Below are 22,791 nucleotides of genomic sequence, written 5' to 3'. Positions count from 1 at the left end.
GATTGCTTCGTCGCTTTGCTCCCTTGCGCAAACGCTTCGCGTTTGTCGCAGGCAATGACGGCTGAGGCTTATGCCGTTGCCGTCTCGCCGCTCTTGCGCAGGCCGATGTACTGCAACTCAGCAAACACGCCTGTCGCAATCGCCTGGGCAACGATGAAGACCTGGCCGAGCAGGTTCGGGCTTACCGCACCCGAGAACAGCAGTGCGATGCTGCCGAGCGTCCACGCGGCATTTCCCACGATGACAAGCAACACCAACGCCTTCGCCACCGTCGACCGTGTGGCCAGCCAGCCAACCAGCGCCGTATAGGCGATCAGGAACAGCCCGGTTTCACGCAGCAACGCCTCCGGCAGATTGAGGAAGGGCGCGAGCGCGCCGGCGCCGAGGGTGAGGGCCACCGCAGCGACGCCGCTGAAGATGGCGTCGGCGAGCAGCGCGCGGTTCAGGAATGTGGACGGATGAATCATGGCAGTTCTCCTTTGGCTTGGGGGGACTTTGGGCGAGACAGCGATCAACGCTGCAGCAGCGACCGGAGCTGACGCATCAGCCGCATCGGGCAGAGCGCCTTGCCGACCCTGTTTTCGATCGTCTGCACCTGCACGAACACGAAGACGCTGGTGTCGTGCACCAACGGCTGCGGCAAGTTCAGGGAGCGCGCCAGCAACCAGGTGGCCAGATTGACCACCCAGGGGATTACAGCGGCGACGAAGCGGAAGAGGGAAAGCATCAGCATGGGTCATCTCCTGTGCCCCCAGGATGAGCCAGCCCGTGACCCGTTTCGATTACCTCGGACGTAATGGAATGGACGAAATTCGCATGGTAGGTTTTTCACCATGAACGCACATGCTGCCACGGCGCGAGCCGAACGAACCCAGCCCGTCCATATCGGCGATCATTTGCGCGAATGGCGGCAGCGCCGCCATCTGAGCCAGCTTGATCTGGCGGGGGATGCCGAAATATCCGCGCGCCATCTCAGTTTTGTGGAGACGGGCCGCGCTGCGCCGTCGCGCGAAATGGTGCTGAAGCTCGCCGAGCGATTGGAGGTTCCCTTGCGTGAACGCAACGTGCTTCTGGTCGCGGCGGGCTTTGCGCCGGCCTTTCCGCAGCGCTCGCTCGACGACCCCGCGCTCAAATCAGCCCGGCAGGCGATCGACCTCGTCCTTAAGGCGCATGAGCCCAATCCGGCGCTGGCCTATGACCGGCACTGGAATCTGGTGACGGCCAATCGCATGGTGGCGCCGCTGCTCGAAGGCTTGCCGCCGCATCTGCTCGGGCAACCCTTCAACATTCTAAGGCTGGCCTTTCATCCCGAGGGACTGGCGCCGCGCACAGTCAATCTCGCCGAATGGAGCGCGCATCTTCTGGAGCGGCTGCACCGGCAGTGCGAAGCGACGGCCGATCCCGAACTGCTCAAACTGTATCAGGAACTGAAAGCCTATCGGATGCCGGCGCGCTCGGGTCCGGTCTCGGCCGACAATGTCGCGATCCCCTTCAAGCTGCGCCGCAATGACGAAGTGCTGAGCTTCATCTCGACCACCATGGTATTCGGCACGCCGGTCGACATCACGTTGCAGGAGCTGGCGCTGGAAACCTTCTTCCCCGCCGACGATCTGACCGCCGAGCGGATGCGGCAGATAGCGGCGAGTTTGACGTAACTTGTAGGATGGGTGGAGCGCAGCGATACCCATCAGCGTCATAATCAGTATTGATGGGTTTCGCTTCGCCCCACAGCTCAACGAAAGCGAAGCGCCGGGACCGCTGTGCGAAGTGCGCTTGCGCAAGGGCGACGTCAGTATCGGTCTGATCGGGGCGGTGCTGACGCTGGGCACACCACAGGATGTGACGCTGCAAGAATTGCGCGTGGAGATGTTCATGCCGGCGGACGCTGCCTCCGAGGCCGCGCTCATAGCGTTGGCGGCGTAGCGCGGATCCATAGCGTTTTCGAGCGAAGTGGGTACCGGTTCGCGTAAAGAAAACGCGTCAAACAAAAAAACTAGAGCACGGCTCTGATTTAATCAGAGCCGTGGTCAGTTCGCCTTCTCGATCAGGCTTTCCAGCAGGCGTTTCAATTCTGCCGTGGCCTTGTCGCCGTAGTTCTCGGCGATAAAGGCTTCCTGACTCAGCGCCAGCGAGTTCAGGCGCTGGGTCAGCGCCTTGCCGCGATCGGAGGAGAACATCAAAACCTTGCGTCGGTCGTCGGCGTCCTGGACCCGGTACACGAGCGCGTCGGACACCATTCGGTCGACCATCTTGGTCAGGGTCGGATGATTGAGCAGTACCGCTTCCGCGAGTTCGCCCATCGAATGGCCCTTGCCATCGGAAAGCACTTTCAGAATACGCCATTGCTCGACCGGCACGCCTTCCTTGCGAAACCGCGCGTCGAGCTGACGGTTGATCTCCCGGTTGGCCTGCGCAAGCAGATAAGCGAGATGCTCGGTGATGGGTTTGCTGGGCGATTTGGCCAAGGGTTTGAACTTCATAACGGGGGTTTTGGATGAATATTTAGCGCTCTTGCTTGTTCTATATGCATGGGAATCGTTGAATATTCAATATTTTCCACTAGGATATTTTTTGTTGCCGATCACCTTGCCGATGGTAGTCTGATCGCGCCGGACTAAAGAAGCTGAAAGGAGAGCGAATTGCTCTCGCTAACGCAATTTGGAAAGTTCGGCGGGCCGTCGATGCCGCCGGAATGGCTGCTAAGGGGACTCCCGGAGTTCGGTTCGGGAAGCTCCGGGCCATCGCCGCGCCTGTTCCGTGAGCGCCGCGACCGCAAGAAACTGCGCATTGCCAATTTTGTCGGACTATCGGGTCCGTCGGGAATCTGGGGGCCGGCTTCCATCAACAGTACGCTGCTGGGCGTTTCCGAAATCAACCGCCGCGGCGGCATTCTTGGCCGCGAGATTGAAGTTGCGTTCCATGACACCGGCGGCGATATCAACGACGTGACGCGGACGGCTTCCGACATTGTCGCGTCCGAAGACGCAGATCTCGTGATGGGCTCGCATATCAGTGCGGTCAGGGTGGCGTTGCGCAAGGTCGTCGCCGGACACATTCCCTACCTTTACACGCCGGTCTATGAGGGCGGCGAGCGAACGCCCGGCGTCATGGCCATCGGCGAGACGCCGGGGGCGCAATGGCGCCCGGCCATCGAGTGGCTCGCCAACGCCAGGCACGCGTCGAACTGGTATCTGATCGGCAGCGACTATGTCTGGCCATGGCTCTCGCACAAGGCGATCAAGAAATACATCGCGGATGCCGGCGGGCGTGTCGTCGGCGAAGAGTTCGTGCCCATCGGCGAGCACAATCACAGCAGCCAGCTCGCGCGGATTCGGGCCGCCAAGCCCGACGTGGTTCTGATCACGTTGATCGGCGCCGATAGCGTCGTCTTCAACCGTACCTTTGGCGAGCAGGGGCTCGGCTCCCGAATGCTCCGTCTGGCCGGCGCGATGGACGAGACGGTGCTGCTCGGGATCGGCGCCGACAACACCGAAAACCTGTTCTGCGCGTCTGGCTATTTCATCGACAGGGCGTCGCGCGAGAACGATGCCTTCCTCAGCCAATACGAGGCGTCGTTCGGCCGTCACGCGCCGCCGCTCGGCTCGATCGCGCAGTCAAACTACGAAGGGTTGCGGTTTCTGGAGACGGTCGCAGCGCGTGCAGGATCGCTGGCGAGGAAGCCGCTGCTCTCCGCTGCTGCGAATGTGGACTATCAGGGCGCACGAGGCACCGTCGGCATCAGGCGCGGCAGTGCACGCATGCCGATCTATCTTGCGGCGGCCAGCGGGCTCGACTTCCAGCTGATCAAGCAGTTCTGACGGCCGCACGTATCGTTTCACCAAAATGGAAGGTTGCGAAATAATACTTGAAAAGGAAAACATTTCCGTTTCTAGTGATGTGAACGGGGCCGGCCTTCATCCGGCAACTTGCCCACAAGCATTCAGAAGAAACAGGAGAAACCATCGTGACAGTAGCGCTTCCAACGCCCGATCAACTGCGCGCGGTCGCCGATCAATGCGGCCTGGCATTGACCGATGAGGATGTCACTTCCTTCCGCGGATTGATGCAAGGCTCGGTCGATGCCTACAACGCTGTCGGCGCGATGCCCGACGAAGTCCCGGTCGTCAAATACCCGCGGACGCCGGGCTATCGGCCCGGCCCGGAGGAAAATCCGCGCAACGCCTGGTACCGCAAATCGACTGTCAAGGGTGCCGCGAGCGGCAAGCTGAAAGGCAAGGTCGTGGCGCTGAAGGACAACATCATGCTGGCCGGGGTGCCGATGATGAACGGCTCCGCGACGCTCGAAGGCTACGTGCCGGATTTCGACGCCACCATCGTCACACGCATGCTCGATGCCGGCGCCGAGATCGCCGGCAAGGTACATTGCGAGTCGTTTTGCATATCCGGCGGCAGCCACACCAACTCAACAGGCCCGGTCCATAATCCCCACAAGATGGGATTCTCCGCCGGCGGATCGTCCTCGGGCAGTGCGGTCGTTGTCGCGCTCGGCGAGGTCGACATGGCGATCGGCGGCGACCAGGGCGGATCGATCCGGATGCCATCCTCGTTCAGCGGCACCTACGGCATGAAGCCGACCTGGGGGCTGGTGCCTTACACCGGCGTCATGCCGATCGAAATCTTCGTCGACCATACCGGGCCGATGACCGCGAACGTTGCCGACAACGCCCTGCTGCTCGAAGTGCTTGCCGGTGACGACGGCTATGATCCGCGGATCAAGTCGCCCACGGTGCAGGAATACACCAAGGCGCTTGGCGGCGGCGTCAAGGGCATGAAAATCGCCATCGTCAAGGAAGGCTTTGAGCAGGTCGGCGCCGAAGCCGCCGTCAACGAAAGCGTGCGGGAAGCGGCAAAGCGGCTTGCGAGCCTCGGCGCGACCGTTGAGGAAGTTTCGATCCCGATGCACATGGTCGCACCGGCGGTCTGGACGCCGATCGGAGCCGAAGGTATCGCGCAGACCATGATGTTTGGCGACGGCTATGGTCTCAGCCGTTCGGACCTCTACTCGACATCGCTGATGGATTTTCACCGCGGCTGGCGCGGGCAGGCGGACTCGCTGTCGGAAACGACAAAACTGTTTCTGATGCTTGGCGTCTACGTCAACAATAATTTCGGTCCGCGTTACTACGGCAAGGCCGTCAACATTTCGCGTCGCGTGACCGCGGCCTATGACAAGGTGCTGGCGAACTACGATCTGCTGTTGATGCCGACCACGCCGATGAAGGCGACGCCGTTGCCTGCACCGGGCGCCAGCCGGGAAGAGGTGTGCGCGCGCGCGTTCGAGATGATCAGCAACACCGCGCCGTTCGACATCACGCACCACCCGGCGATGTCGGTGCCCTGCGGCATGGTGGACGGACTTCCTGTCGGCCTGATGCTGGTCGGCCGGCATTTCGATGAAATGACCATCTATCGCGCGGCGCATGCCTTCGAGCAGTCCGGCGACTGGAAGAAAATGTAAGCAGGCAGCCGAACGCCCGGGGGCTGGTGACAGGGGTGCTGGTGATACCACATGGATAATCTGTTCGTCGCACTGTTCGAGATCCTGAGTTTCGGCGCGATCGTCGTTCTGGTCGTGCTGGGGCTCGGGATCATCGCCAGCATGATGGGCATCTTCAACTTCGCGCAGGGCGAGTTCGTCCTGCTTGGCGCCTATGTCACCTATATCGTCTACAGTGCGGGCCTGCCGGTCTGGCTCGGAATGCTGGCTGCGCCTTTTGTCGTCGGCACACTGGGATTTTTCCTGGAGCGGACGATCGTTCGGCGGTTTTACGCTGCACCGATCGTGGCGATGCTCGGCACCTACGCACTCGGGCTCATCATCCGCGAGATCGTCCGCGGTTTGATCGGCGGGTTGTATCTGTCGGTCCCGGAGCCGCTCGGCGGTTCGGTCACTATCGGGACCATGCATTTCTCCACCTGGCGGCTGGTCATCATTCTCATTACGGCACTGGTGATGATCGGCAGCTATCTGCTGCTGGCGCGCACTGCCTTCGGTTTGCGAATTCGGGCGTCGCTGGAAAATCCCGCGCTCGCTCGCGCTTCGGGCATTTCGACCAATGCGATCTATGGTGCAACGTTTGCGTTCGGTGCCGCACTCGCGGGGCTTGCGGGGGCGCTGATCGTGCCGGTGTTCTCGCTGTTTGCCGATCTCGGCCTGCGCTTCCTGATTCAGGGGTTCGTCGCCGTCATGGTCGGTGGGGTGGGCTCGTTCGCGGGGCCGGTGGCGGGCGCGGGCGTAATCGGAACGCTCGCCGCCGCATTGCCATGGATCATTCCGCCCGTGATCGCCGACGTTCTCGTGTTCGTTCTCGCCATCATCTTCATCAAGTTTCGGCCGCAAGGCCTGATTTCAACAAAGGGGGTCTAGTCCATGTTCAGCGACCGCAGCAATCTCAGCCGCCGGCGATTTCTCTCCAACTTCGCCTTTGCCAGTACCGCCATTGCCACCGGCGTCGGCAGTTGGGTGGTCCGCCCCGACTGGGCGAATGCGGCTTCGGACCCGATCAAGGTCGGCATCGCGACCGACTTGACCGGTCCGATCGGCTACGCCGGGAATGCGGACGCGAATGTCGCGAAGATGGTGATCAAGGAGATCAACGACGCCGGCGGACTGCTTGGCCGGCCGCTGGAGCTGTTCATCGAGGACACCGCGTCGAATGAATCGGTCGCGGTCGGCAACGTCCGCAAGCTGATCCAGCGCGACAAGGTCGATCTGGTGCTGGGAGGTATCACCAGTTCGATGCGCAACGCCATCAAGGACGTGATCGTCGCGCGTGGCAAGACGCTCTACATTTATCCGCAGCTGTACGAGGGCAAGGAATGCACGCCCTATCTGTTCTGTACCGGCCCGACGCCGGCGCAGCAGTGCGACGAATTCATTCCCTGGCTGATCAAGAACGGCGGCAAGAGGTTCGCGTTGCCGAGCGCCAACTATGTCTGGCCTCACACGCTGAACGTCTATGCCCGCAAGGTGATCGAGGCCAATGGCGGCGAAGTCATCTTTGAGGAATACTACCCGCTCGACCAGATCGACTTCAGTGCCACGGTGAACCGGGTCATTTCCAACAAGGTGGACGTGGTGTTCAACACCGTGATCCCGCCGGGGGTAGGACCGTTCTTCAAGCAGCTTTACGAGGCCGGATTTCTGAAGAACGGCGGCCGGCTGTCGTGTGTCTATTACGACGAGAACACGCTCAACATCAACCAGGCCGCGGAGATCGAAGGACTTGCGAGTTGCCTCGATTATTTCAAGGCGCTGACGCCGGAAGATTCGTTCAGCGCCAAGCTTCAGGCGACCTACGAAAAGCAGTTCCCGGGCACATTCCTGTTTGCCGCGGGAAGTGCAGCGACCGGGACCTATCGTGGCCTCAAACTATGGGAAGCGGCAGTGAAAGAGGCCGGCAAGGTCGATCGTGACGCGGTCGCGGCTGCGCTGGACCATGCGAAGATCGCCGAAGGTCCCGGCGGACCTGCGGAAATGGTTCCCGGCAAGCGGCATTGCAAGATGAAGATGTATACGGCGGTTGCCAAGGGCGGCAATTATGAGATCGTTGCGCGCAGCGCCGGCCTCGTCGATCCCAAGGAATGCTGAGTGATGAGCGCAATGCAGCGGCGGCAACCCGCCGCTGCGAACTCCGGAGCGGATTTACTGGCAACTTGATGACAGAAACGACACAGACGACGCCCTTGAGCCTTTCGCTTCGTGCCAGCCGCTCGCGCCGGTTACAGGTGCTACCGATCATCGAAATCGCGGTGCTGGTGATCGGCGCGCTGCTGCCGCTGGTCCTCAAGGATTATCTGACGGTCTATGCGACGCGCGTCCTGATCCTCTGCCTGTTCGCGCTCTCGTTCGATCTGGTGTGGGGATACGCCGGCATCATGAGTTTTGGGCAGGCCGTGTTCTTCGGCACCGCCGGATATGGCGTTGCGCTGATCGCCCGCGATCTCGGCGTGACTTCGATCCTGCTGGTGCTGCCGGCCGGCCTGTTGATCGGGCTCGCATTTGCACTGCTGCTTGGCGGCTTTCTACTGCTCGGACGTCATCCCTCCAGCGTGATCTTTGTTTCGCTGGGCACGCTCACCGGCTCCTACGCGGCGGATCGCGTGGCGCGGGGCTGGTATTATCTGGGAGGCCAGAACGGCATTCCATCGATCCCGCCGATGTCGCTCGGCAGCTACGATATCACCGAGGGGCCGGTCTATTATTATCTGACGCTCGGGATTCTCGTCCTGGTCTATCTTCTATGCCGCTTTCTGGTGCGATCGCAGTTCGGGCTTGCGCTGGCGGGTCTGCGCGAGAACGAGCAGCGGATCGCCTTCTTCGGCTATCAGGTACAACGCCTCAAGGCGATCATCTTTTCCTTCGCCGGCGCCGTCGCAGGGCTCGCAGGCAGCCTTTATGCATTTCATGAAGGTTTCGTCTGGCCCAACATGCTGGGCGTGGTGATATCGACGCAGGTGGTTCTCTACGTGTTGTTCGGCGGCTCCGGCACGCTGATCGGAGCTGTGATCGGAACAGTTGCGATCGAGGCGGTCAGTTTCTGGCTGTCGAACAGCTATCAGGATATCTGGCCGATCATCCTCGGCGTATTGTTGTTGCTGGTCATCCTGTTTCGTCCCGCCGGCCTGATCAGCTTGGTCCTCAGCGAGCGCGAGCGCGTCGGTAATTTCGGCCGGCCGCCGGGGAAGGGCGATCATGGATCTTCTTGAAGCGCGAGGCCTGGTCAAGATATTCGGCAAGCTGACGGCCCTGAACGGTGCGGATCTTACGGTCGCGGAGAACGAATTCCACGGCTTGATCGGACCCAACGGCTCGGGCAAGAGCACGCTGATGAAATGCGTCGCCGGTGCTGAAATCCCGACGTCGGGCACGGTGACGTTTGGCGGCCGCGATATCTCGCAAGCCTCTCCTGCCGAGCGGGCGCGGGCCGGCATGAGCCTCAAGTTCCAGATCACCAGCGTGCTGCCGGCATTGACGCTGTACGACAACATTCTGCTGGCGCTGCAGGCGCAGACGTCGCTTCCCCGGCTGGTGTTCTCGCGCACCCGCGGAATCCTGCACGACCGCGCCATGGCCATGCTCGAACAATTCCGTCTGGTGGACCGGGCGGCGGATCCGGCCTCCGCGCTCTCCCACGGCCAGCAGCAGTGGCTTGAAATCGCGATGGCGCTGGCGCCCGAGCCAAGACTCCTGCTGCTGGACGAACCGACCGGCGGCATGAGCCTCGAGGAACGGCGGGTTACCGGCGAACTGCTGCAGCCGATCAAGAAGCGCTGCTCCCTCGTCATCGTCGAGCATGATCTCGATTTCATTCGCGACATCTGCGATCGGCTGACCGTGCTCGATCAGGGCAGCGTGCTGGATACCGGTTCGGTGCAGCATATTCAGTCGAGCGCCCGGGTTCAGGAGGTCTATCTCCGCCGTGCCTAACGAGGACAAGTATCTCGATATCCAGAATGTTGATGCGGGCTATGGCCGCAGCCAGGTGCTGTTCGGTGTCACGCTGGGCGTTCCCTGGCGCGGCGGCGTCGCCATCCTTGGCCGCAACGGCGCCGGCAAGACCACGTTGATGAAGGCCATCGTCGGAGAATTGCCGCTGCTCGGCGGCTCCGTCAGTCTCGATGCCCGCAGCGTCGGCCAGCTAGCCACAGAGCAGCGCATTCGCCTCGGGTTGGGCTACGTGCCGCAGGAGCACTCCGTGTTCGGCAGGCTTTCGGTGCGCGACAATCTCGCCGTCGGCGCGCTGACCAACCGCGACAGCCAGGCCGTTAATCGTGTGCTGGAGATATTTCCAAAACTGGGCCAGCGGATGGATCAGGTCGCCGGCACATTGTCCGGCGGCGAGCGCAAGATGCTCGCGATCGGCCGTGCCTTGTTGTCGAACCCGCGGGTATTGCTGCTGGATGAGCCGACCGAAGGCGTCTGGATCGGCGTGATCGAGGAAATCACCGAACGTCTGATCCTGCTCGCCAGGGAGATCGCCGTCGTGATCGTGGAACAGCATCTCGATCTCGCGCTACGCGTCGCAGACCGGGCCTTTGTGCTCGATCGTGGAAGGGTCGCGCTCACCGGATCGGCGCAGGAGGTTCGCAACGATCCAAGGCTGTTGCAGTATCTGGCGCCTTGACACTCGCTGCCGTTGCTTGCTCAATGTCCTGGAGCGGGCGACCCTCTATTTCACTTGGCACTCTTGCACCCCATAAGTTTTGAACGCACGTCGCCGTTGCTCTTCCTCGGCCCTTTCGGGGAATATGATGTAGCTGGGAGCAAGAATTGGCGCGACTCTGCTAACCGCAACTCGAATTACGGCGCGTATGTTGAACTCAGGTCCCGCCATTCGTGTAAGAGGCTGCACAATCGCAGCAAAGTTCGGTTCTGCGGGAGTTACTAGCGCGGCGATGCCGTAGGCCTTAATGCCCTTCTGCGCAAAGATATCGACTGCGCTAATACAAACTTTAGGATTTTTGGATATGTTTCTCTTACTTACTGGCGACGCGATCTCGGCCACCAACACCTCATTGGGGCCTGCGCCCATGCAGAAGATTTCCTTTGGGCTGACGTTCGGCTGACCGTCTGCATCCACGGTAGCGAGCCAGCAAAGCACCGAGGTCTCGATTGCGGTTCGGAGTCGTTCCGAGATGTCCATTTGTCCTCCTTTCGCTACCGGAGCGATACAACCTTTACGCTAACACGACAATGAAGCGGGGGCGATCGCCCCTTTCCCACACTCCCGTTGTATGTGTATACTGCGCACTCTTAGATTGTGATCCAGTCGTTCTGTTGAGATCAGATCCGCACCAGATGTGAGACATGCGGCTGGCGGCCTTGTTTGGCGGCCCATTTGGCTTACTTTGCGGGCATCATTTTTGAGCCCCGATGAGCCCTCGAGGAGACGCCGATGAGCACCCTAAAACCCCTCAAGATCGACATCGTCTCCGACGTGGTCTGCCCGTGGTGCTATATCGGCAAACGCCGGATCGAGAACGCGCTGGCGCTGGTGCCTGATGTTCCCGTCGAAGTGCGCTGGCGGCCGTTCTTCCTCAATTCCTGGGTACCACGCGAGGGCATCAGCCGCGACGAATATCTCACCGCAAAATTCGGCTCGGTCGAAGCCTACAAGGGCATCGCCGGCCGCGTCGTGGCGGCCGCGGGCGAGGAGGGGCTGACCTACCGGCCCGAACTCGTGAAGCGCCAGCCGAACACCATCGATTGCCACCGTTTGATCCACTGGGCGGAGGCGCAGGGCAAATCGGCCGAGATGAAGCAGCGCCTGATGGAATTGTATTTCCGCGATGGCGGCGACCTGACCGACGTCAACGTGCTGGTGCAGGCCGCGGCCGATGTCGGCCTCGATGCCGATGACGTGCGCAGGCGGCTTGCTACCGACGAGGATGTCGCGCTGATTTCCGGCCAGGCGCAGGAGGCATCCGACAAGGGCATCTCCGGCGTCCCCACTTTCATCTTCGCGCAGAAATACGCGGTGTCGGGCGCGCAGCCCGCCGAGCAGCTCGCCCGCGCCATCCGCCAGGTATCCGGCGAAATCAACGCGCAGGCAGCGGAGTAGCGGTCGGCTTTCTTCTCCCTCGCCCCGCTCTTGCGGGGTCGAGACGAGCGAAAGCTTGCTCTTAGAGGGTCGGGGTGAGGGGCTTCTCTCCGCGGGCGCAGTGTAGCGTTTGACAGTGAGTGTCGTCCCCAACAATAAACAACAACGACATTTGGGGAGGCATCCATGATCTACGAACTGCGAACCTACACCGTAAAGCCCGGCACGCTCGGCGACATGATCAAGGCCGCGAGCACGGTGTCGCGCGAGATCCGCAAGGATGATTACGGCAAGCTCGAAGGCTATTGGTCGACCGAGATCGGGCCGCTCAATCAGGTCCTGCACATGTGGAGCTACAACAGCTTTGACGAGCGCGCGCGGATGCGTGCGGAGCTTGCGAAGAACCCGCGCTGGACCGGCGAGTATGTGCCGCTGATCCGCCCCTTGCTGGTGCGTCAGGAGGTCCGCCTGATGAACGCGGTGCGGCCGCCGGTTGCGCCGGCATCGACGGGCAATGTCTACGAACTCCGCAACTACCACGGCAAGCCTGCCGGTGGCCTCAAGCAGTGGCTCGACGCGTTTACCGCGGTGCTGCCGGAGCGCGAGAAATATTCAAAGATCGTAGGCCTCTGGACGACCGAAGCGGGGCAGCCGAACGAGGCCTGCCACATCTGGGCCTATCCCAGCCTGAACGCCCGTGCCGAAGCCCGCGGCAACGCGATGAAGGATCCGGCCTGGCAGGAATTTCTCGGCAAGGGGCCGGGCTTCCTCGAGGAAATGCACTCGACCATCATGCTGCCGGCGCCGCATTCGCCGCTGCAGTAGTCTTACTCGTAGCCCGGATGGAGCGAAGCGCAATCCGGGACTTTCGCATCTCATATGCACCGGCCCCGGGTTACGCTTCGCTTCACCCGGGCTACGATTACGCCCCCTTCAAATAGTAATTCGCCCGTTTGCCGAGCGCGATCCGCCGCAGCATGCGGCGCATCGCCATCGAGGCGCGCAGCGGTTTGATGGCCGTCGTCACCATGCGATAGAACGCGAGCTTCAGCGCATCGCGCACTGGCTGCTTGCCGGGCGGATGTTGCGGCAGGCCGATGCCGCGCAGCATCGAGTTGAAGAAGTGCAGGTCGTTCAGCCGCCGCACTTCGCGCGTTTTCCAGGTGATCGCCATCGAGATCGAGAACGAGCCTGATGTGCGCACCCAGTGCGGCCATTGGTATGGCACGTAGCAGCCGTCGCCCGCGAACAGATGGAATTCCTTGCCGCGCGGCGCAAAGCTTTCGTCGTATTTCAGGTTGCGGTGCTTGGTCATCGAGCGCTCGATCTCGTCGTCGGAGACGATCGAACGATCGGTATTGTCGAAGATCGTGAAGAATTTTTCGCCGTGGATGTGGACGAAGAAATTGTCTTCGCTGTCGAGATGGAACGGCGTGGTCGAGTTCGGCGAGGACACGAACAGAAAACCCTCGACCTGCTCGAAGCCGGCGTCGAGCAGGCTATTGAAGCCGCGGGCGCGGGCGACCGACAGCAGGGTGTCCTCCAGCAGGCGGCGATACTCCGGCGAATTCTCCACGCGCTTGAGCACCATCCAGGCGCCGGCGGTTTCGATGCGCTTCACCACTTCGACCGGATCGAGGTCGACGGAGGGAATCGCGTCCGGATCCTGGCTGATCGCGACCTTGCCGGAGTTATATTCGATCAGATCGCGCGGCAGTTCGGCCGCGAGCTGCGCGATGCGCGGCAGCGTCAGCAGCGGATGGCCGGCGAGCTTGTGATGGATCGCAAACGGCTTGAGCGGAAATTCGCGGCGTAGTGCGTCGTGATCGGCCGTGATCACGGGCGCGATGGCGGTGAGCGTATTCATTTTAGGATTTCTCCCGCCGGGATCTGGCGAAATGAACCAAGCGGCGTACCGGCTCGCGGATCGCGCTGCGCAAGCCGAGCGCGGCGCGGATCAACGACACGACCGGATCGCCCCGTCGCAGCGGGATCAAGACGTCGCCGATCGCAAGGCGTCCGCGCCAGATCGGGTTGATCATGGGATGGTCGGGGGCGGCGGTGGAATCCACCATTGAAATGGCCGGATCCGCGCAGAGATACCGGGTCAATTCCAGCGTCAGCTGCACGCCCGGTGAAAACTTCGCAAAGCGCTCGTCGACGCCGAGCTTGAAGTAGAAGGCGCGATCCTGATGGCGCAGTACGATGGCGGCTGCCACCGGTGTCTCTCCGGCCCGCAACGTCACGAGCTCGCACTGGCCGGTCTCGGTCAGCGCTGACGTGGCGCGGCGGACGAAGGCCGCATCGCCGTCGTCCTGGCCGAGCGCGGTGCCGCGCTGGCCCTTCCAGCCGCTGGCCTCCAGCATCAGGAATGTTTCGACGGCGGTGGTCATTTCGGCGGGCGTCCTCGCCACGTCGAAGTTGATAGCACCGTGTTCGGCGAGGCGATTGCGCTGGCGGCGCAGTTCCTTCAGTTTCTTCGCGCCCAGCGCCTCGCGCAGCACTTCGTCGGCATCACCGGTGGTATCAAGGCAGGCGCGGACATGCGATTGCAGCACAACGGGCTGCATGCGGCTGCGATGCAGCACGTCGGTAAAGGCTTTCATGGCCGCGCCATCGAGCGAGGTGGCGCGGAAGATCAGCGCATGCGCGCCAGCCTGCCGGGCCTGCTGCAGAATGCCCGTAACGGCTTCCTCCGCCATGTCGCGATCAAGCAGTGGCGTGCAAAGCGTGCCGTAGGGATCGGCGCTGACCAAGGCGGGCAGCGGGATTTTGTAGGCGCGCCACATCGAGATCACAGGCACCAGGCCGATCAGGCTGGAAGCATCGCGCCGCGCGCCGAGCGCGTCGGTGTCGCCGCGGCCCCGCGCCGAAGCGTTCACCGCTAATTCCCATTCGGGCAAATAATAGCCGTTCGGTTCGGCGGCGCGCGTCGAGAGCGCGCGCCATTGGGGCGCGGAAATGCGGGCGAGCGGCGTCAGCGCCCCGACGGCGTCTGGCGCATGTGCATCCGCGTCCTTGCTCGATGCACGACGAGCCGTCGATGTGTCGGCAATGTCAGCCACTTCCCCGAATCCCCGTTCGCGATTTATGTGACCGACGACACCTTGAGGGGGCCGCCCGGCCATCGCGTTCACGGGGCGACGCTAGCGGACAGAGGTGGAAAATACCGTTGCCGCGAAGCTCGGTTTTGAGCGGTCGCGTTAACGGATCGTTCAGTCTGATCAGGTCGCGCAGCCGTCACGCCACCTCGGCAGTGGCGCGCGCGGTGAGGAATTTGGCTTCGAACTCGCTCGCCGGCATCGGCCGTCCGAAGAAATAGCCCTGTCCCTCCTCGCAGCCCATCCTGATCAGGAAGTCGGCCGTGGCGCGATCCTCGATGCCTTCGGCGATGACCGACAGGCCCAGTTGTTTGCTCAGCCCGATGGTCGAGCTGACGATCGCTGCGTCGTCGGGATTGACCAGCAATCCGAGCACGAAAGAGCGGTCGATCTTCAGTCCATCGAGCGGGAATTTCTTCAGGTAGCTCAGGCTGGCAAAGCCGGTGCCGAAATCGTCGAACACGAGGCGCACGCCAAGCGCCTGGATCTTCAGGAACGTATTGAGCGCGCTCTGCTCGTCGTGGAGCAGGATGTCTTCGGTGACCTCGAGCTCAAGATTGGTTGGACTCAAACCGGTGCGGGCAAGGGCCTGCGCGACCGAGCTTGCGAGGTCACCCGAGTGCAGTTGGGAGGGCGAAAGGTTGACGCCTATCCGGAGTTTTTGTCCGGCGCGCTCCCAGGCGGCCGCCTTGGCGCAGGCGGTCTCGAGAACCCACTCCGCTATTCGTTCGGAGATCGGTGAGGTGTTGACAACCGGCATGAATTCCCCCGGCGAAACCAGGCCACGCTCGGGATGACGCCAGCGGATCAGGGCCTCGGCGCCGACCAGGCTGCCGTCGGCCAGTTGTATTTGTGGCTGGTAGAACAGTTCGAATTCATTGCGCTCCGCGGCCAGCGCCAGCTCCGCTTCCAGGGTCAAGCGGGTTTCCAGTTCGCGGCGGATCGAATCCTCGAACAGCACGTGACCGCCGCGCCGGGTTGCCTTGGCACGGCTCAGCGCCATGTGGGAGTTGCTCAGGAGCTCGGCCGCCGTCCGTCCGTCGAACGGGAAGACAGCGGCGCCGATGCTGACCCTGACGCGGAGGTGACGCGTGCCGACGAGCAGCGGTTCGTCGAAGCCTGCACCGATCTGCCCGGCAAAACGGCTGACGTTTTGGCCGATGGCATTCGCCGGAACTGCGATGGCGAACTCGTCTCCGCTCAAGCGCGCGACCAGGCCCGTCGCCGGCATCACCTCCATCAGCCGCTCTGATATGGCGCGAAGCACGAGATCGCCACTGGCATGACCAAGCATGTCGTTGACCTGCTGGAAGCCGTCGATGCCGATCACCAGCAGCGCTACCTTGCGGCCGTCAGCCCCGGCTTTGGCAATTTTCGCTTCAAGCTTGGCGTGAAGGGTATTGCGGTTGATAAGGCCGGTCAGCGTGTCATGTTCCGCCAGGTATCGAATTCTCTCGGCTTCACGCTTGCGCACCGAAACGTCGCGTAGGATCGCGCCGAACTGAAATCCATCAGTACCCTGCCAGCCGGAGAAACTGGCTTCGACCGGAAACACCTCGCCGTCGCTGCGGCGTGCGTCGAACTCGATCACCGTGCCGGCGGCGAGTGCTGCTGCATCCCTGACGGAAAATGCAGGCGTATCCGCATCGCGCGCGCAAATCTCGTCGAACGGCCGGCCGATCATCTCCTCGGGCTGGTAGCCGAAGATAGCGGTCGCGCCGGGATTCCAGACCGTGATCAGGTAATTGGAATCGGTGCAGATCAGGCCGTCGCCGAGCGACATCGCCACGCGCTGAAAGCGGTTTTCGGCGACGCGGCCGAGCAGATCGCGGATGTCGATTTCGTCGAGCGCGATCGCGGCGATGTAGACGATGATGGCGATATGAAACAGCGAGGTGTCGAGAATGAGGGGGAAAGCCGCCTGCAGCGCAAGCGCACCTGTTTCGAGGCCGACAGAAGTTGCGACGAGCAGCGCCACGCGCTTGCCGGCGGAAAGGCGCCGCCATGAGAACAGCATGAGCAAGGCGAGCAAAGCGAGGCCGGTCAGCGTGACGATTTGCGAAGTCCATTGCAGCGCGCGGTTCTGCAGCAGCGATTCCGCGGCCAGTGTTTGCAGCACGGGGCCGGACACGATCGCGCCGTTCGGGACGCTGAAGCGGTCACCGAGTTCGAGCGCCGTGCCGCCGACGACGACCTTCTTGCCCTGCAGCTTTTGCAGTGTCGCCGGGTCGCCGCGCAGCACGTCGGCAAAGGATACTTTGGGGATTCCTGCCGTTCGGATGCTGAAGTCGATCAGAAAGGGCGCGCGCTTCTCATCGTATTGGCCGGCGAGCACGGCCGCCATCGCGGGCACGAATTTGTCGTCCAGCTTCTCGCCGAACGGGTAACGGCGGACGAGGCCATCGGGTCCGACCTCGACATTGACGAGCGCCGGCCAGGAATGTTCGGCGAATTGCTGCAACGGGCGATTGACGTGAAGCGTTGTCCTGTCGGTGCGGGGCTGCTGGAAGGAGGGCAGCACGACCGATCCGCCGGCGCTCTGCAGGGCTTCGGCAAAGTTCCGGTCCGACGCCGCGTCGGAGGGCGTGGAGAAGTCGACATCGAGCGCGATGTCCTGGACGTCCGCCTTCTGAAGCTGCCGGACCAACTCGGCGTGGAGCAGGCGCGGCCACGGCCAGACGCCGACCCTCTCGATCGACGATGCGTCGATCGCGATCACCACGATATCGCCAGAGGCCTGGCGCGACTGCCAGGCAAAGCGCAGGTCGGCCAATGCGTGGCGAAGCGAATTGTGCCAGCCGCCCGCCAACACGATTGCGAGCGCAATCATCACGAAAATATGCGGCCGATATCGTTTCACGGGGTCACCATTCTGGTGCTTCGAATGCGGTGTCGTTGTGCTTGTGGCTTTTAGTCTCGTGCAATGGCGTCAGGTCGCCGGTTCAGTTCCGGCCGCGGCCATTGCCGTTCCCGTTACTGTTTCCGTTTCCATTCCCCTTGCCGTTGCCGTTGGCTCCGTTGCCGTTGCCGTTGCCGCTATTGCCGTTATCGCCGTTGCCATTGCCATTGCCATTGCCGCTGTTGGCGTTGCCTCCGCCAGCGGCCGCCACCGCGCTTGCATTGGCTCGACCGGCGGCGCTGGCGGCAGCGCCGTTGCCATTATCTCCTTGACCATTGTTGGCGACGGCCGAGTCGGAGCCGGATGAGTTCCAGACTGTATTGGTATCGACCACGCCCCGCGCGGCGCTACCCGAGGAAGTAGCGCCATGGGCAAGGCCGTGCGTGGCGCGGTGGACGTTCAACCGGACTTCACCGATCGATGACGAGATCCGGGTGACGCCATGCTTTGCGGGCTGCACGCTTGTATGCCGCAATGACTGGACGCCCTGTCCATTTGTGGCGTGGCGGATCGCGGTAAAGCCTCCGCGCGGCACCGGAACGCGCTCGACCGACGGTGCGCGCGGCTTGCCTTGCTCGATCGGGGCGAGGGCGCCGGAGCCGCCCAGCGAGAGGCCGGTCTTGCCGGTTGCGAACGCCGTAGCATGTTGGCCCGCCATCACCTGGGCGATCTGGCCCGACTTGAAATCTGCGACTTCAACCTGACCGCGGACCACGTCGACGGTGGTCTTCCCCGCGTTGACGGTGACGCGGAATTGCGTGCCCTTCACCACGGCCGCGAGGTAGGGAGTCTCGACCTCGAAATGCTTGACGTTGCGCTTCTCGACGTCGAGCAGGATCGAGCCGGCCTGCTGCTTGATCGTCGTCGAGAGTCCTTCCTTCTTCTGGGCGGGGACGCCGACCACGGAATTCGGCGAAACCAGGATCATTTCATCGCCGCGCTTCAGGAGCACGCGCCCGGTGCGGCCGGTGCTGATGGTGTCCCCTGGCTTCAGCACGTCCTCCTGTCTCAGCGATGCCTGCTGCACGCCGCTGCCCGTGAGCCATACCTCGCCCGAGGACTTGTGGACCGTCCACTCGCCGCCGTCAGCGGCGAAAGCGACGGAAGCCGTCGCCAGCACGAACATGGTCGCGAGTGCTCTTGAGACGTGAGGGATCGCACGCATGAAAACTCTCTCTGATTGCCGCTTTGTCCCGGTTAGTACCGAAAATGTTTCAACATTGAGTGAGCGGAAGCGGTGAACTGCGCGAGCCTCGTTAACGGTTCATTGACCATAAAATTTTATTAAAAATCATATGGGTAGGGGCTCCCTTAACGATTGGCGCTTGGCGTCCGTACTTCTACGGAAGTGCGCCCATGCGGCTTTGTCCCGGCACCACCTGAGCACCGCCGGCCTCGTCCTCTGGACCCTGATCGGCTGCCTTCCGGCGCAAGCGCAGCATGCGAACCAGCCGGGCTATGATCCGCGGCAGACCGAAAAACGTTTCGATGATCAGCAATCGAGCCAGGGCGCGAACGGGCGGCGGCCCCGGTTGCCGTTGCCGGAACTCGCCCGGCCGGAGGGGCAGGGGGATTCCAGTCCGCTGTTCGTGCTCCGCCATGTCTCGATCTCCGGCGCCGTCGCAATACCGCAGGAGCGGCTTGCGGCGACATATCAGTCCTACATCGGGAAAAAGGTATCGCAGGCCGATCTCGCGGCTATCGCTGCTGCGGTCAGCGACGTCTATCGCGCCGCCGGCTTTCACCTCAGCCGGGCGATCGTTCCTCCACAGGACATCCAGAGCGGCCAGCTTCGCATTCAAGTCATCGAAGGCAGCATCACGGAGCTGGCGCTGAAGGGAGACGGCGCCGAACAATTCGGCGTCCGGCCGATGCTCGATGCCGTGCTGACTGAGCGGCCCTCGCGGCTTGCGACGCTCGAACGGCAGTTGCTGCTGATCAACGGACGGCCCGGCGTGCGGATCGAGGACACCGCGATCGAGGAGATCGGCTCCGCGAGCGGCCATTTTCGCCTGATCGTGTCTTTGAAAACCTGGCACCTCTTCACGTCGTTCGGCGTCGACAATCTGGGATCGTCGTCGGTCGGACCGTGGCAAAGCTACGGGACGGCGGCGCTCAACTCCTATCTCGCTCCCGGCGATTCCCTTGTGTTGAACCTGTCGACCACGCCCGGCGATCCGCGGCAGCTCGCATTCGGCCGCTTGTCCTACGAAGTGCCCGTCGGCACCGACGGCGCCCGCATCGGCGCATCGGGCTACTACAGCGAGGTGTGGCCCGGCGACTACCGCCATCTCTACAGCGACAACATCAAGACCGAGTCGTTCGAAATTCGCGGCAGTATCGCTGCGCTGCAATCGCAGAAATCGAGCCTGACGCTGACCGCGGCGGCCGGATTCACCAATGCCACCGAAAACGATGTGTTCGGCCCGATCTATGCCGACCGTATCCGCACCGCCAGCCTCACGTCGGACTATCGGCTGCAGGACAGTTTCGGCGGCACTAACTATCTGACCGTGAACTATCGCCAGGGCCTCGACATTCTTGGCGCCTCGCACCGCGACGACTATCTGTCGCGCGACGGGGCGTCCGGCAAATTCTCCGCGCTGAATTTCTGGTTCACGCGCTACCAGACGCTGTCGGATGCCTGGTCGCTGAAATTTGCCGCGGCCGGCCAGACGGCGTCCGGACCGCTGTTCACCTCGCAGCAATTCTATCTCGGCGGCATCGCATTCGGACGCGGCTATGGCAGCGCCGAGATCAGCGGCGATAACGGTCTGGCGGGCTCGGCGGAACTGCGCTTCGACCAGAAGACGAACCTTCAATATCTGAGCGGTTACCAGATCTACGGATTCGTCGACAGCGGCGTGGCCTGGAATGACGGCTACCGGCTGAGCGACGGACTTTCGCTGACATCGGCCGGCGGCGGCGTTCGCTTCTTCCTCGCCGACGGCCTGCAGGCCGACATCGGCGCCGCCGCGCCGCTCACCTATCGCGCGCCTGATAATCCCACCCGTGGCGCACGGGTGTTGTTCTCGCTGACCAGCGCGCTGAAGCTTTGTCCGGTGCGGGCGACGACGCGCTGCCTGTAGCGCTAGACCGGCTCGTAGCTCTCGGCATTGCAGGTATCCTCGGCTTCGACCTTTTGGCGATCGGCGATCACGCCGCCGGAAATCTCGACACGATAGGTCTGCGTGCCCAACGGCTTGCCGGTCACCGAAATCACTTCGGCCTTGACGCAGGCGGTCCAGCCCGGCCCGCGGAGATTGGGGCGCGGCTCGGAAACGCGAACACTGGTCGGCTGCGAGGCCGCGGTGAACACCGAATCCAGTTTCTCCTTCAGCATGCGCTTGACGTCGGGCGGCGGCTCGAGCGCGGGCGGTTCGGGTGCCTTGGCGCGCATGAACTCCGGCACCGGCGAGCGGATGTCGGCAAAGCCGCAACCCGCAAGCATCAGCGCCGCGCCCGCCATCAGCGCTATGTGAACCACGATCCGCCGCATCCGAGGGCGGTTTTACCCCGAACACGCTGCGGTAGAACAGGGTATGTTGACCAGATAGCGATCCCGATACTGTGATTGAGATCACTGCGCGGGACTTGGGCCTGCGACAACATCGCCGTTGAATGAAGCCCTTGTCACGCCCCAAACGGCGCGGCCGGCTTGAACCTTTGGCTTCGGGACCATGACCAATCCGTAGCCTGCATTGCCGGGAGGTGGCATCATGTTCCGTCACACGCTGCTCAAGTTGATGATTCCCGCTGCGGTTCTTTTGGGCGCACATTCGGCGTCTGCCGAAAGCCGCCTAGCGCTGGTGATCGGCCAATCCGCCTATCGCTCGGTGCCGGCGCTGCCCAATCCGGCCAATGACGCCAGGGCGGTCACGCAATTGTTGACCGATTCCGGCTTCGAGGTTTCGACCGCGTCCGACCTTTCGCAAGGCCAGATGCGGGAGGCGGTCAGCGACTTCGCCGGCAAGGTCGCGGCCAAGGGCGCCGACACCGTAGCGCTGGTGTTTTACGCCGGTCACGGGCTGCAGATCGACGGCGAGAATTTTCTGGTTCCGGTCGACATCGATCCGAAGCGGGAAGCCGACATTCCGATCCAGGCAGTGCGCCTCAACGACATCCTGAACACGCTGACGTCGGTGCCGAGCAAGATGCGCATCCTGATGCTCGACGCCTGCCGCAACAATCCGTTCCCGGACCTCAAGACCGCCGGCGGCGGGCTTGCCCTTGTCGATGCCAAGGTCGGCTCGCCCGGCACGTTCCTGTCGTTCTCGACCTCGCCCGGCGCGGTCGCGGAAGACGGTTCCGGCTCCAACAGCCCGTATACCAACGCGCTGCTGGCGGCCGGCAAGGAGCAGAACATTCCGATCGAGGAGACCTTCAAGCGGGTGCGGCTTGCGGTGAACAAGGTCACCGAAGGGCGGCAGACCCCGTGGGACAGCTCCTCGCTGACCGAGGATTTCCGCTTTTCGGGCGCATCCGTCGCCGGGCCGAAGCCTGCCGCAACTCCGAAGAAGTCGGTCGCCGAGTGGACCCGCGATCTGAAGGGCAAGCCGGTCGAGGCGGCGAACGAGGTGATCGTGGCCGACGGCACCGACGAAGCGTATGAGGCCTTTGCCGGCCTCTACCCGCAGACGGCGCTCGGGCGGCTGGCGCGCGACTGGCTGGTTCGGCACCGCCGCATGGTGGCGTGGAACGAGGCCGTGCTCATCAACACCGCGTCCGGATATCGCTCCTTCCTGGCGAAATTCCCCGACAGCGATCTCAGCGCGACCGCGCGCAAGCTGGAACAGCGGCTGCGCAACCGTCCCGAGTTCACGCCGGCGGTCGCCGCCGCCAACGCCGCCGTGCCGCAAAACGTTGCGCTCACCGGGCCGATGTGCCCCTGCAACGTGCAGCCGCCGTCGCCGCAGCCACTGAAGGTCAATGCCCCGGTCCGGCGCGTCGAGCCGGATCCGCCGAAGAAGCGGGTCGATCGCAAGCCGCCGCGTCGGAGCGAGCCGGATGACGACGTCGTGGTCGTTCGCCGTCCGCCGCCGCGCGTGGTGTACGACCCGCCGCCGCGCGAGGTGTACGAGCCATCGAGACCGCCGGTCAGCATCGGCATCGGCATCGGTCTCGGCGGATTTGGCGGCGGCCGCGGCGGCCATGGCGGCAACTATGGCGACCGGGGTAGATACTGAAGTGGCAATAGGGTAATCGATCCCGCAAGCGTTGCGTTGCG

At 62.8% G+C, this 22,791-nt stretch carries 22 protein-coding genes; 13 read left to right on the top strand and 9 right to left on the bottom strand.

Annotated elements, in window-relative coordinates; genetic code table 11:
• Positions 1-68: 68 nt before the first annotated feature.
• Together C7G61_RS27055 and C7G61_RS27050 are read right to left on the bottom strand one after the other, a co-directional pair.
• A complete protein-coding gene (locus C7G61_RS27055) occupies positions 69-467 on the bottom strand; it encodes a hypothetical protein (RefSeq protein ID WP_108519734.1) in 399 nt (132 codons plus the stop codon).
• 44 nt (positions 468-511) lie between these two features.
• Positions 512-733 carry a hypothetical protein gene (locus C7G61_RS27050; protein WP_108519733.1) on the bottom strand — a complete coding sequence of 74 codons (222 nt, stop codon included), beginning with the start codon at positions 731-733 and terminating at the stop codon, positions 512-514.
• A gap of 100 nt (positions 734-833) precedes the next feature.
• On the opposite strand from C7G61_RS27050, the gene C7G61_RS27045 reads away from it, so the two are divergent.
• On the top strand, positions 834-1,655 hold the full coding sequence (locus C7G61_RS27045) for a helix-turn-helix domain-containing protein (protein ID WP_108519732.1): 822 nt from the start codon (positions 834-836) through the stop codon (positions 1,653-1,655).
• A 118-nt stretch (positions 1,656-1,773) separates the two neighbouring features.
• Positions 1,774-1,923, top strand: coding sequence for a hypothetical protein (locus tag C7G61_RS27040; RefSeq protein ID WP_244608482.1), 150 nt, complete (start codon positions 1,774-1,776; stop codon positions 1,921-1,923).
• Between the two features lie 104 nt (positions 1,924-2,027).
• Here the strand turns inward: C7G61_RS27040 and C7G61_RS27035 are convergent, their stop codons facing one another.
• Positions 2,028-2,465 carry a MarR family winged helix-turn-helix transcriptional regulator gene (locus C7G61_RS27035; RefSeq protein ID WP_108519843.1) on the bottom strand — a complete coding sequence of 146 codons (438 nt, stop codon included), beginning with the start codon at positions 2,463-2,465 and terminating at the stop codon, positions 2,028-2,030.
• A 174-nt stretch (positions 2,466-2,639) separates the two neighbouring features.
• Between C7G61_RS27035 and C7G61_RS27030 the strand changes: the two genes are divergently transcribed.
• The 7 genes from C7G61_RS27030 (at position 2,640) to C7G61_RS27000 (ending at position 10,148) form a co-directional block, all read left to right on the top strand.
• Positions 2,640-3,818, top strand: coding sequence for a substrate-binding domain-containing protein (locus tag C7G61_RS27030; RefSeq protein ID WP_244608481.1), 1,179 nt, complete (start codon positions 2,640-2,642; stop codon positions 3,816-3,818).
• 146 nt (positions 3,819-3,964) lie between these two features.
• Positions 3,965-5,479 (top strand): amidase, encoded by a 1,515-nt coding sequence (locus tag C7G61_RS27025; RefSeq protein ID WP_108519731.1) that lies wholly within the window; start codon positions 3,965-3,967, stop codon positions 5,477-5,479.
• A gap of 51 nt (positions 5,480-5,530) precedes the next feature.
• Positions 5,531-6,388: a branched-chain amino acid ABC transporter permease gene (locus C7G61_RS27020; protein WP_108519730.1), complete on the top strand. Its 858-nt coding sequence runs from the start codon at positions 5,531-5,533 to the stop codon at positions 6,386-6,388.
• A gap of 3 nt (positions 6,389-6,391) precedes the next feature.
• On the top strand, positions 6,392-7,612 hold the full coding sequence (locus C7G61_RS27015; RefSeq protein WP_108519729.1) for a substrate-binding protein: 1,221 nt from the start codon (positions 6,392-6,394) through the stop codon (positions 7,610-7,612).
• Between the two features lie 68 nt (positions 7,613-7,680).
• Entirely contained in the window at positions 7,681-8,730 is a 1,050-nt protein-coding gene (locus tag C7G61_RS27010; RefSeq protein WP_108519728.1) for a branched-chain amino acid ABC transporter permease, read from the top strand.
• Positions 8,717-9,451: an ABC transporter ATP-binding protein gene (locus C7G61_RS27005; protein WP_108519727.1), complete on the top strand. Its 735-nt coding sequence runs from the start codon at positions 8,717-8,719 to the stop codon at positions 9,449-9,451. Before C7G61_RS27010 ends, C7G61_RS27005 begins: the two co-directional genes overlap by 14 nt.
• A complete protein-coding gene (locus C7G61_RS27000) occupies positions 9,444-10,148 on the top strand; it encodes an ABC transporter ATP-binding protein (RefSeq protein WP_108519726.1) in 705 nt (234 codons plus the stop codon). The genes C7G61_RS27005 and C7G61_RS27000 overlap by 8 nt, the downstream gene beginning before the upstream one ends.
• Before the next feature lie 45 nt (positions 10,149-10,193).
• On the opposite strand, the gene C7G61_RS26995 is transcribed toward C7G61_RS27000, so the two are convergent.
• A complete protein-coding gene (locus C7G61_RS26995) occupies positions 10,194-10,667 on the bottom strand; it encodes a pyridoxamine 5'-phosphate oxidase family protein (protein ID WP_108519725.1) in 474 nt (157 codons plus the stop codon).
• 252 nt (positions 10,668-10,919) lie between these two features.
• Between C7G61_RS26995 and C7G61_RS26990 the strand changes: the two genes are divergently transcribed.
• Both C7G61_RS26990 and C7G61_RS26985 read left to right on the top strand, forming a co-directional pair.
• Positions 10,920-11,585: a DsbA family oxidoreductase gene (locus C7G61_RS26990; RefSeq protein WP_108519724.1), complete on the top strand. Its 666-nt coding sequence runs from the start codon at positions 10,920-10,922 to the stop codon at positions 11,583-11,585.
• Positions 11,586-11,750: 165 nt separating this feature from the next.
• On the top strand, positions 11,751-12,389 hold the full coding sequence (locus tag C7G61_RS26985) for an NIPSNAP family protein (protein ID WP_108519723.1): 639 nt from the start codon (positions 11,751-11,753) through the stop codon (positions 12,387-12,389).
• 97 nt (positions 12,390-12,486) lie between these two features.
• Here C7G61_RS26985 and C7G61_RS26980 read toward each other — a convergent pair whose 3' ends face one another.
• From C7G61_RS26980 to C7G61_RS26965, 4 genes are all read right to left on the bottom strand, one after another.
• Complete coding sequence (locus C7G61_RS26980) at positions 12,487-13,431, bottom strand: cupin-like domain-containing protein (protein WP_108519722.1); 945 nt, start codon at positions 13,429-13,431, stop codon at positions 12,487-12,489.
• Position 13,432: 1 nt separating this feature from the next.
• Entirely contained in the window at positions 13,433-14,629 is a 1,197-nt protein-coding gene (locus C7G61_RS26975) for a GNAT family N-acetyltransferase (protein ID WP_244608480.1), read from the bottom strand.
• Positions 14,630-14,804: 175 nt separating this feature from the next.
• Entirely contained in the window at positions 14,805-17,525 is a 2,721-nt protein-coding gene (locus C7G61_RS26970) for an EAL domain-containing protein (RefSeq protein WP_190242004.1), read from the bottom strand.
• Positions 17,526-17,607: 82 nt separating this feature from the next.
• Positions 17,608-18,729 (bottom strand): FecR domain-containing protein, encoded by a 1,122-nt coding sequence (locus C7G61_RS26965; RefSeq protein ID WP_108519719.1) that lies wholly within the window; start codon positions 18,727-18,729, stop codon positions 17,608-17,610.
• Positions 18,730-18,889: 160 nt separating this feature from the next.
• Between C7G61_RS26965 and C7G61_RS26960 the strand changes: the two genes are divergently transcribed.
• On the top strand, positions 18,890-20,653 hold the full coding sequence (locus tag C7G61_RS26960; protein WP_420836801.1) for a ShlB/FhaC/HecB family hemolysin secretion/activation protein: 1,764 nt from the start codon (positions 18,890-18,892) through the stop codon (positions 20,651-20,653).
• Positions 20,654-20,655: 2 nt separating this feature from the next.
• On the opposite strand, the gene C7G61_RS26955 is transcribed toward C7G61_RS26960, so the two are convergent.
• On the bottom strand, positions 20,656-21,051 hold the full coding sequence (locus C7G61_RS26955; RefSeq protein ID WP_244608479.1) for a hypothetical protein: 396 nt from the start codon (positions 21,049-21,051) through the stop codon (positions 20,656-20,658).
• A 232-nt stretch (positions 21,052-21,283) separates the two neighbouring features.
• Between C7G61_RS26955 and C7G61_RS26950 the strand changes: the two genes are divergently transcribed.
• Complete coding sequence (locus C7G61_RS26950) at positions 21,284-22,750, top strand: caspase family protein (RefSeq protein ID WP_108519716.1); 1,467 nt, start codon at positions 21,284-21,286, stop codon at positions 22,748-22,750.
• The last annotated feature ends 41 nt before the right edge of the window (positions 22,751-22,791 follow it).

It is taken from the genome of Bradyrhizobium algeriense (assembly GCF_003062295.1).
Taxonomy (GTDB): domain Bacteria; phylum Pseudomonadota; class Alphaproteobacteria; order Rhizobiales; family Xanthobacteraceae; genus Bradyrhizobium; species Bradyrhizobium algeriense.
This window is presented reverse-complemented; position numbering and strand designations above follow the sequence as displayed.

Bases quoted from the DNA above. Each gene is read 5' to 3' on its own strand.
- C7G61_RS27055 (WP_108519734.1), bottom strand. From the start codon at position 467: ATGATTCATCCGTCCACATTCCTGAACCGCGCGCTGCTCGCCGACGCC.
- C7G61_RS27050 (WP_108519733.1), bottom strand. From the start codon at position 733: ATGCTGATGCTTTCCCTCTTCCGCTTCGTCGCCGCTGTAATCCCCTGG.
- C7G61_RS27045 (WP_108519732.1), top strand. From the start codon at position 834: ATGAACGCACATGCTGCCACGGCGCGAGCCGAACGAACCCAGCCCGTC.
- C7G61_RS27020 (WP_108519730.1), top strand. From the start codon at position 5,531: ATGGATAATCTGTTCGTCGCACTGTTCGAGATCCTGAGTTTCGGCGCG.
- C7G61_RS27015 (WP_108519729.1), top strand. From the start codon at position 6,392: ATGTTCAGCGACCGCAGCAATCTCAGCCGCCGGCGATTTCTCTCCAAC.
- C7G61_RS27010 (WP_108519728.1), top strand. From the start codon at position 7,681: ATGACAGAAACGACACAGACGACGCCCTTGAGCCTTTCGCTTCGTGCC.
- C7G61_RS27005 (WP_108519727.1), top strand. From the start codon at position 8,717: ATGGATCTTCTTGAAGCGCGAGGCCTGGTCAAGATATTCGGCAAGCTG.
- C7G61_RS26995 (WP_108519725.1), bottom strand. From the start codon at position 10,667: ATGGACATCTCGGAACGACTCCGAACCGCAATCGAGACCTCGGTGCTT.
- C7G61_RS26990 (WP_108519724.1), top strand. From the start codon at position 10,920: ATGAGCACCCTAAAACCCCTCAAGATCGACATCGTCTCCGACGTGGTC.
- C7G61_RS26985 (WP_108519723.1), top strand. From the start codon at position 11,751: ATGATCTACGAACTGCGAACCTACACCGTAAAGCCCGGCACGCTCGGC.
- C7G61_RS26980 (WP_108519722.1), bottom strand. From the start codon at position 13,431: ATGAATACGCTCACCGCCATCGCGCCCGTGATCACGGCCGATCACGAC.
- C7G61_RS26965 (WP_108519719.1), bottom strand. From the start codon at position 18,729: ATGCGTGCGATCCCTCACGTCTCAAGAGCACTCGCGACCATGTTCGTG.
- C7G61_RS26950 (WP_108519716.1), top strand. From the start codon at position 21,284: ATGTTCCGTCACACGCTGCTCAAGTTGATGATTCCCGCTGCGGTTCTT.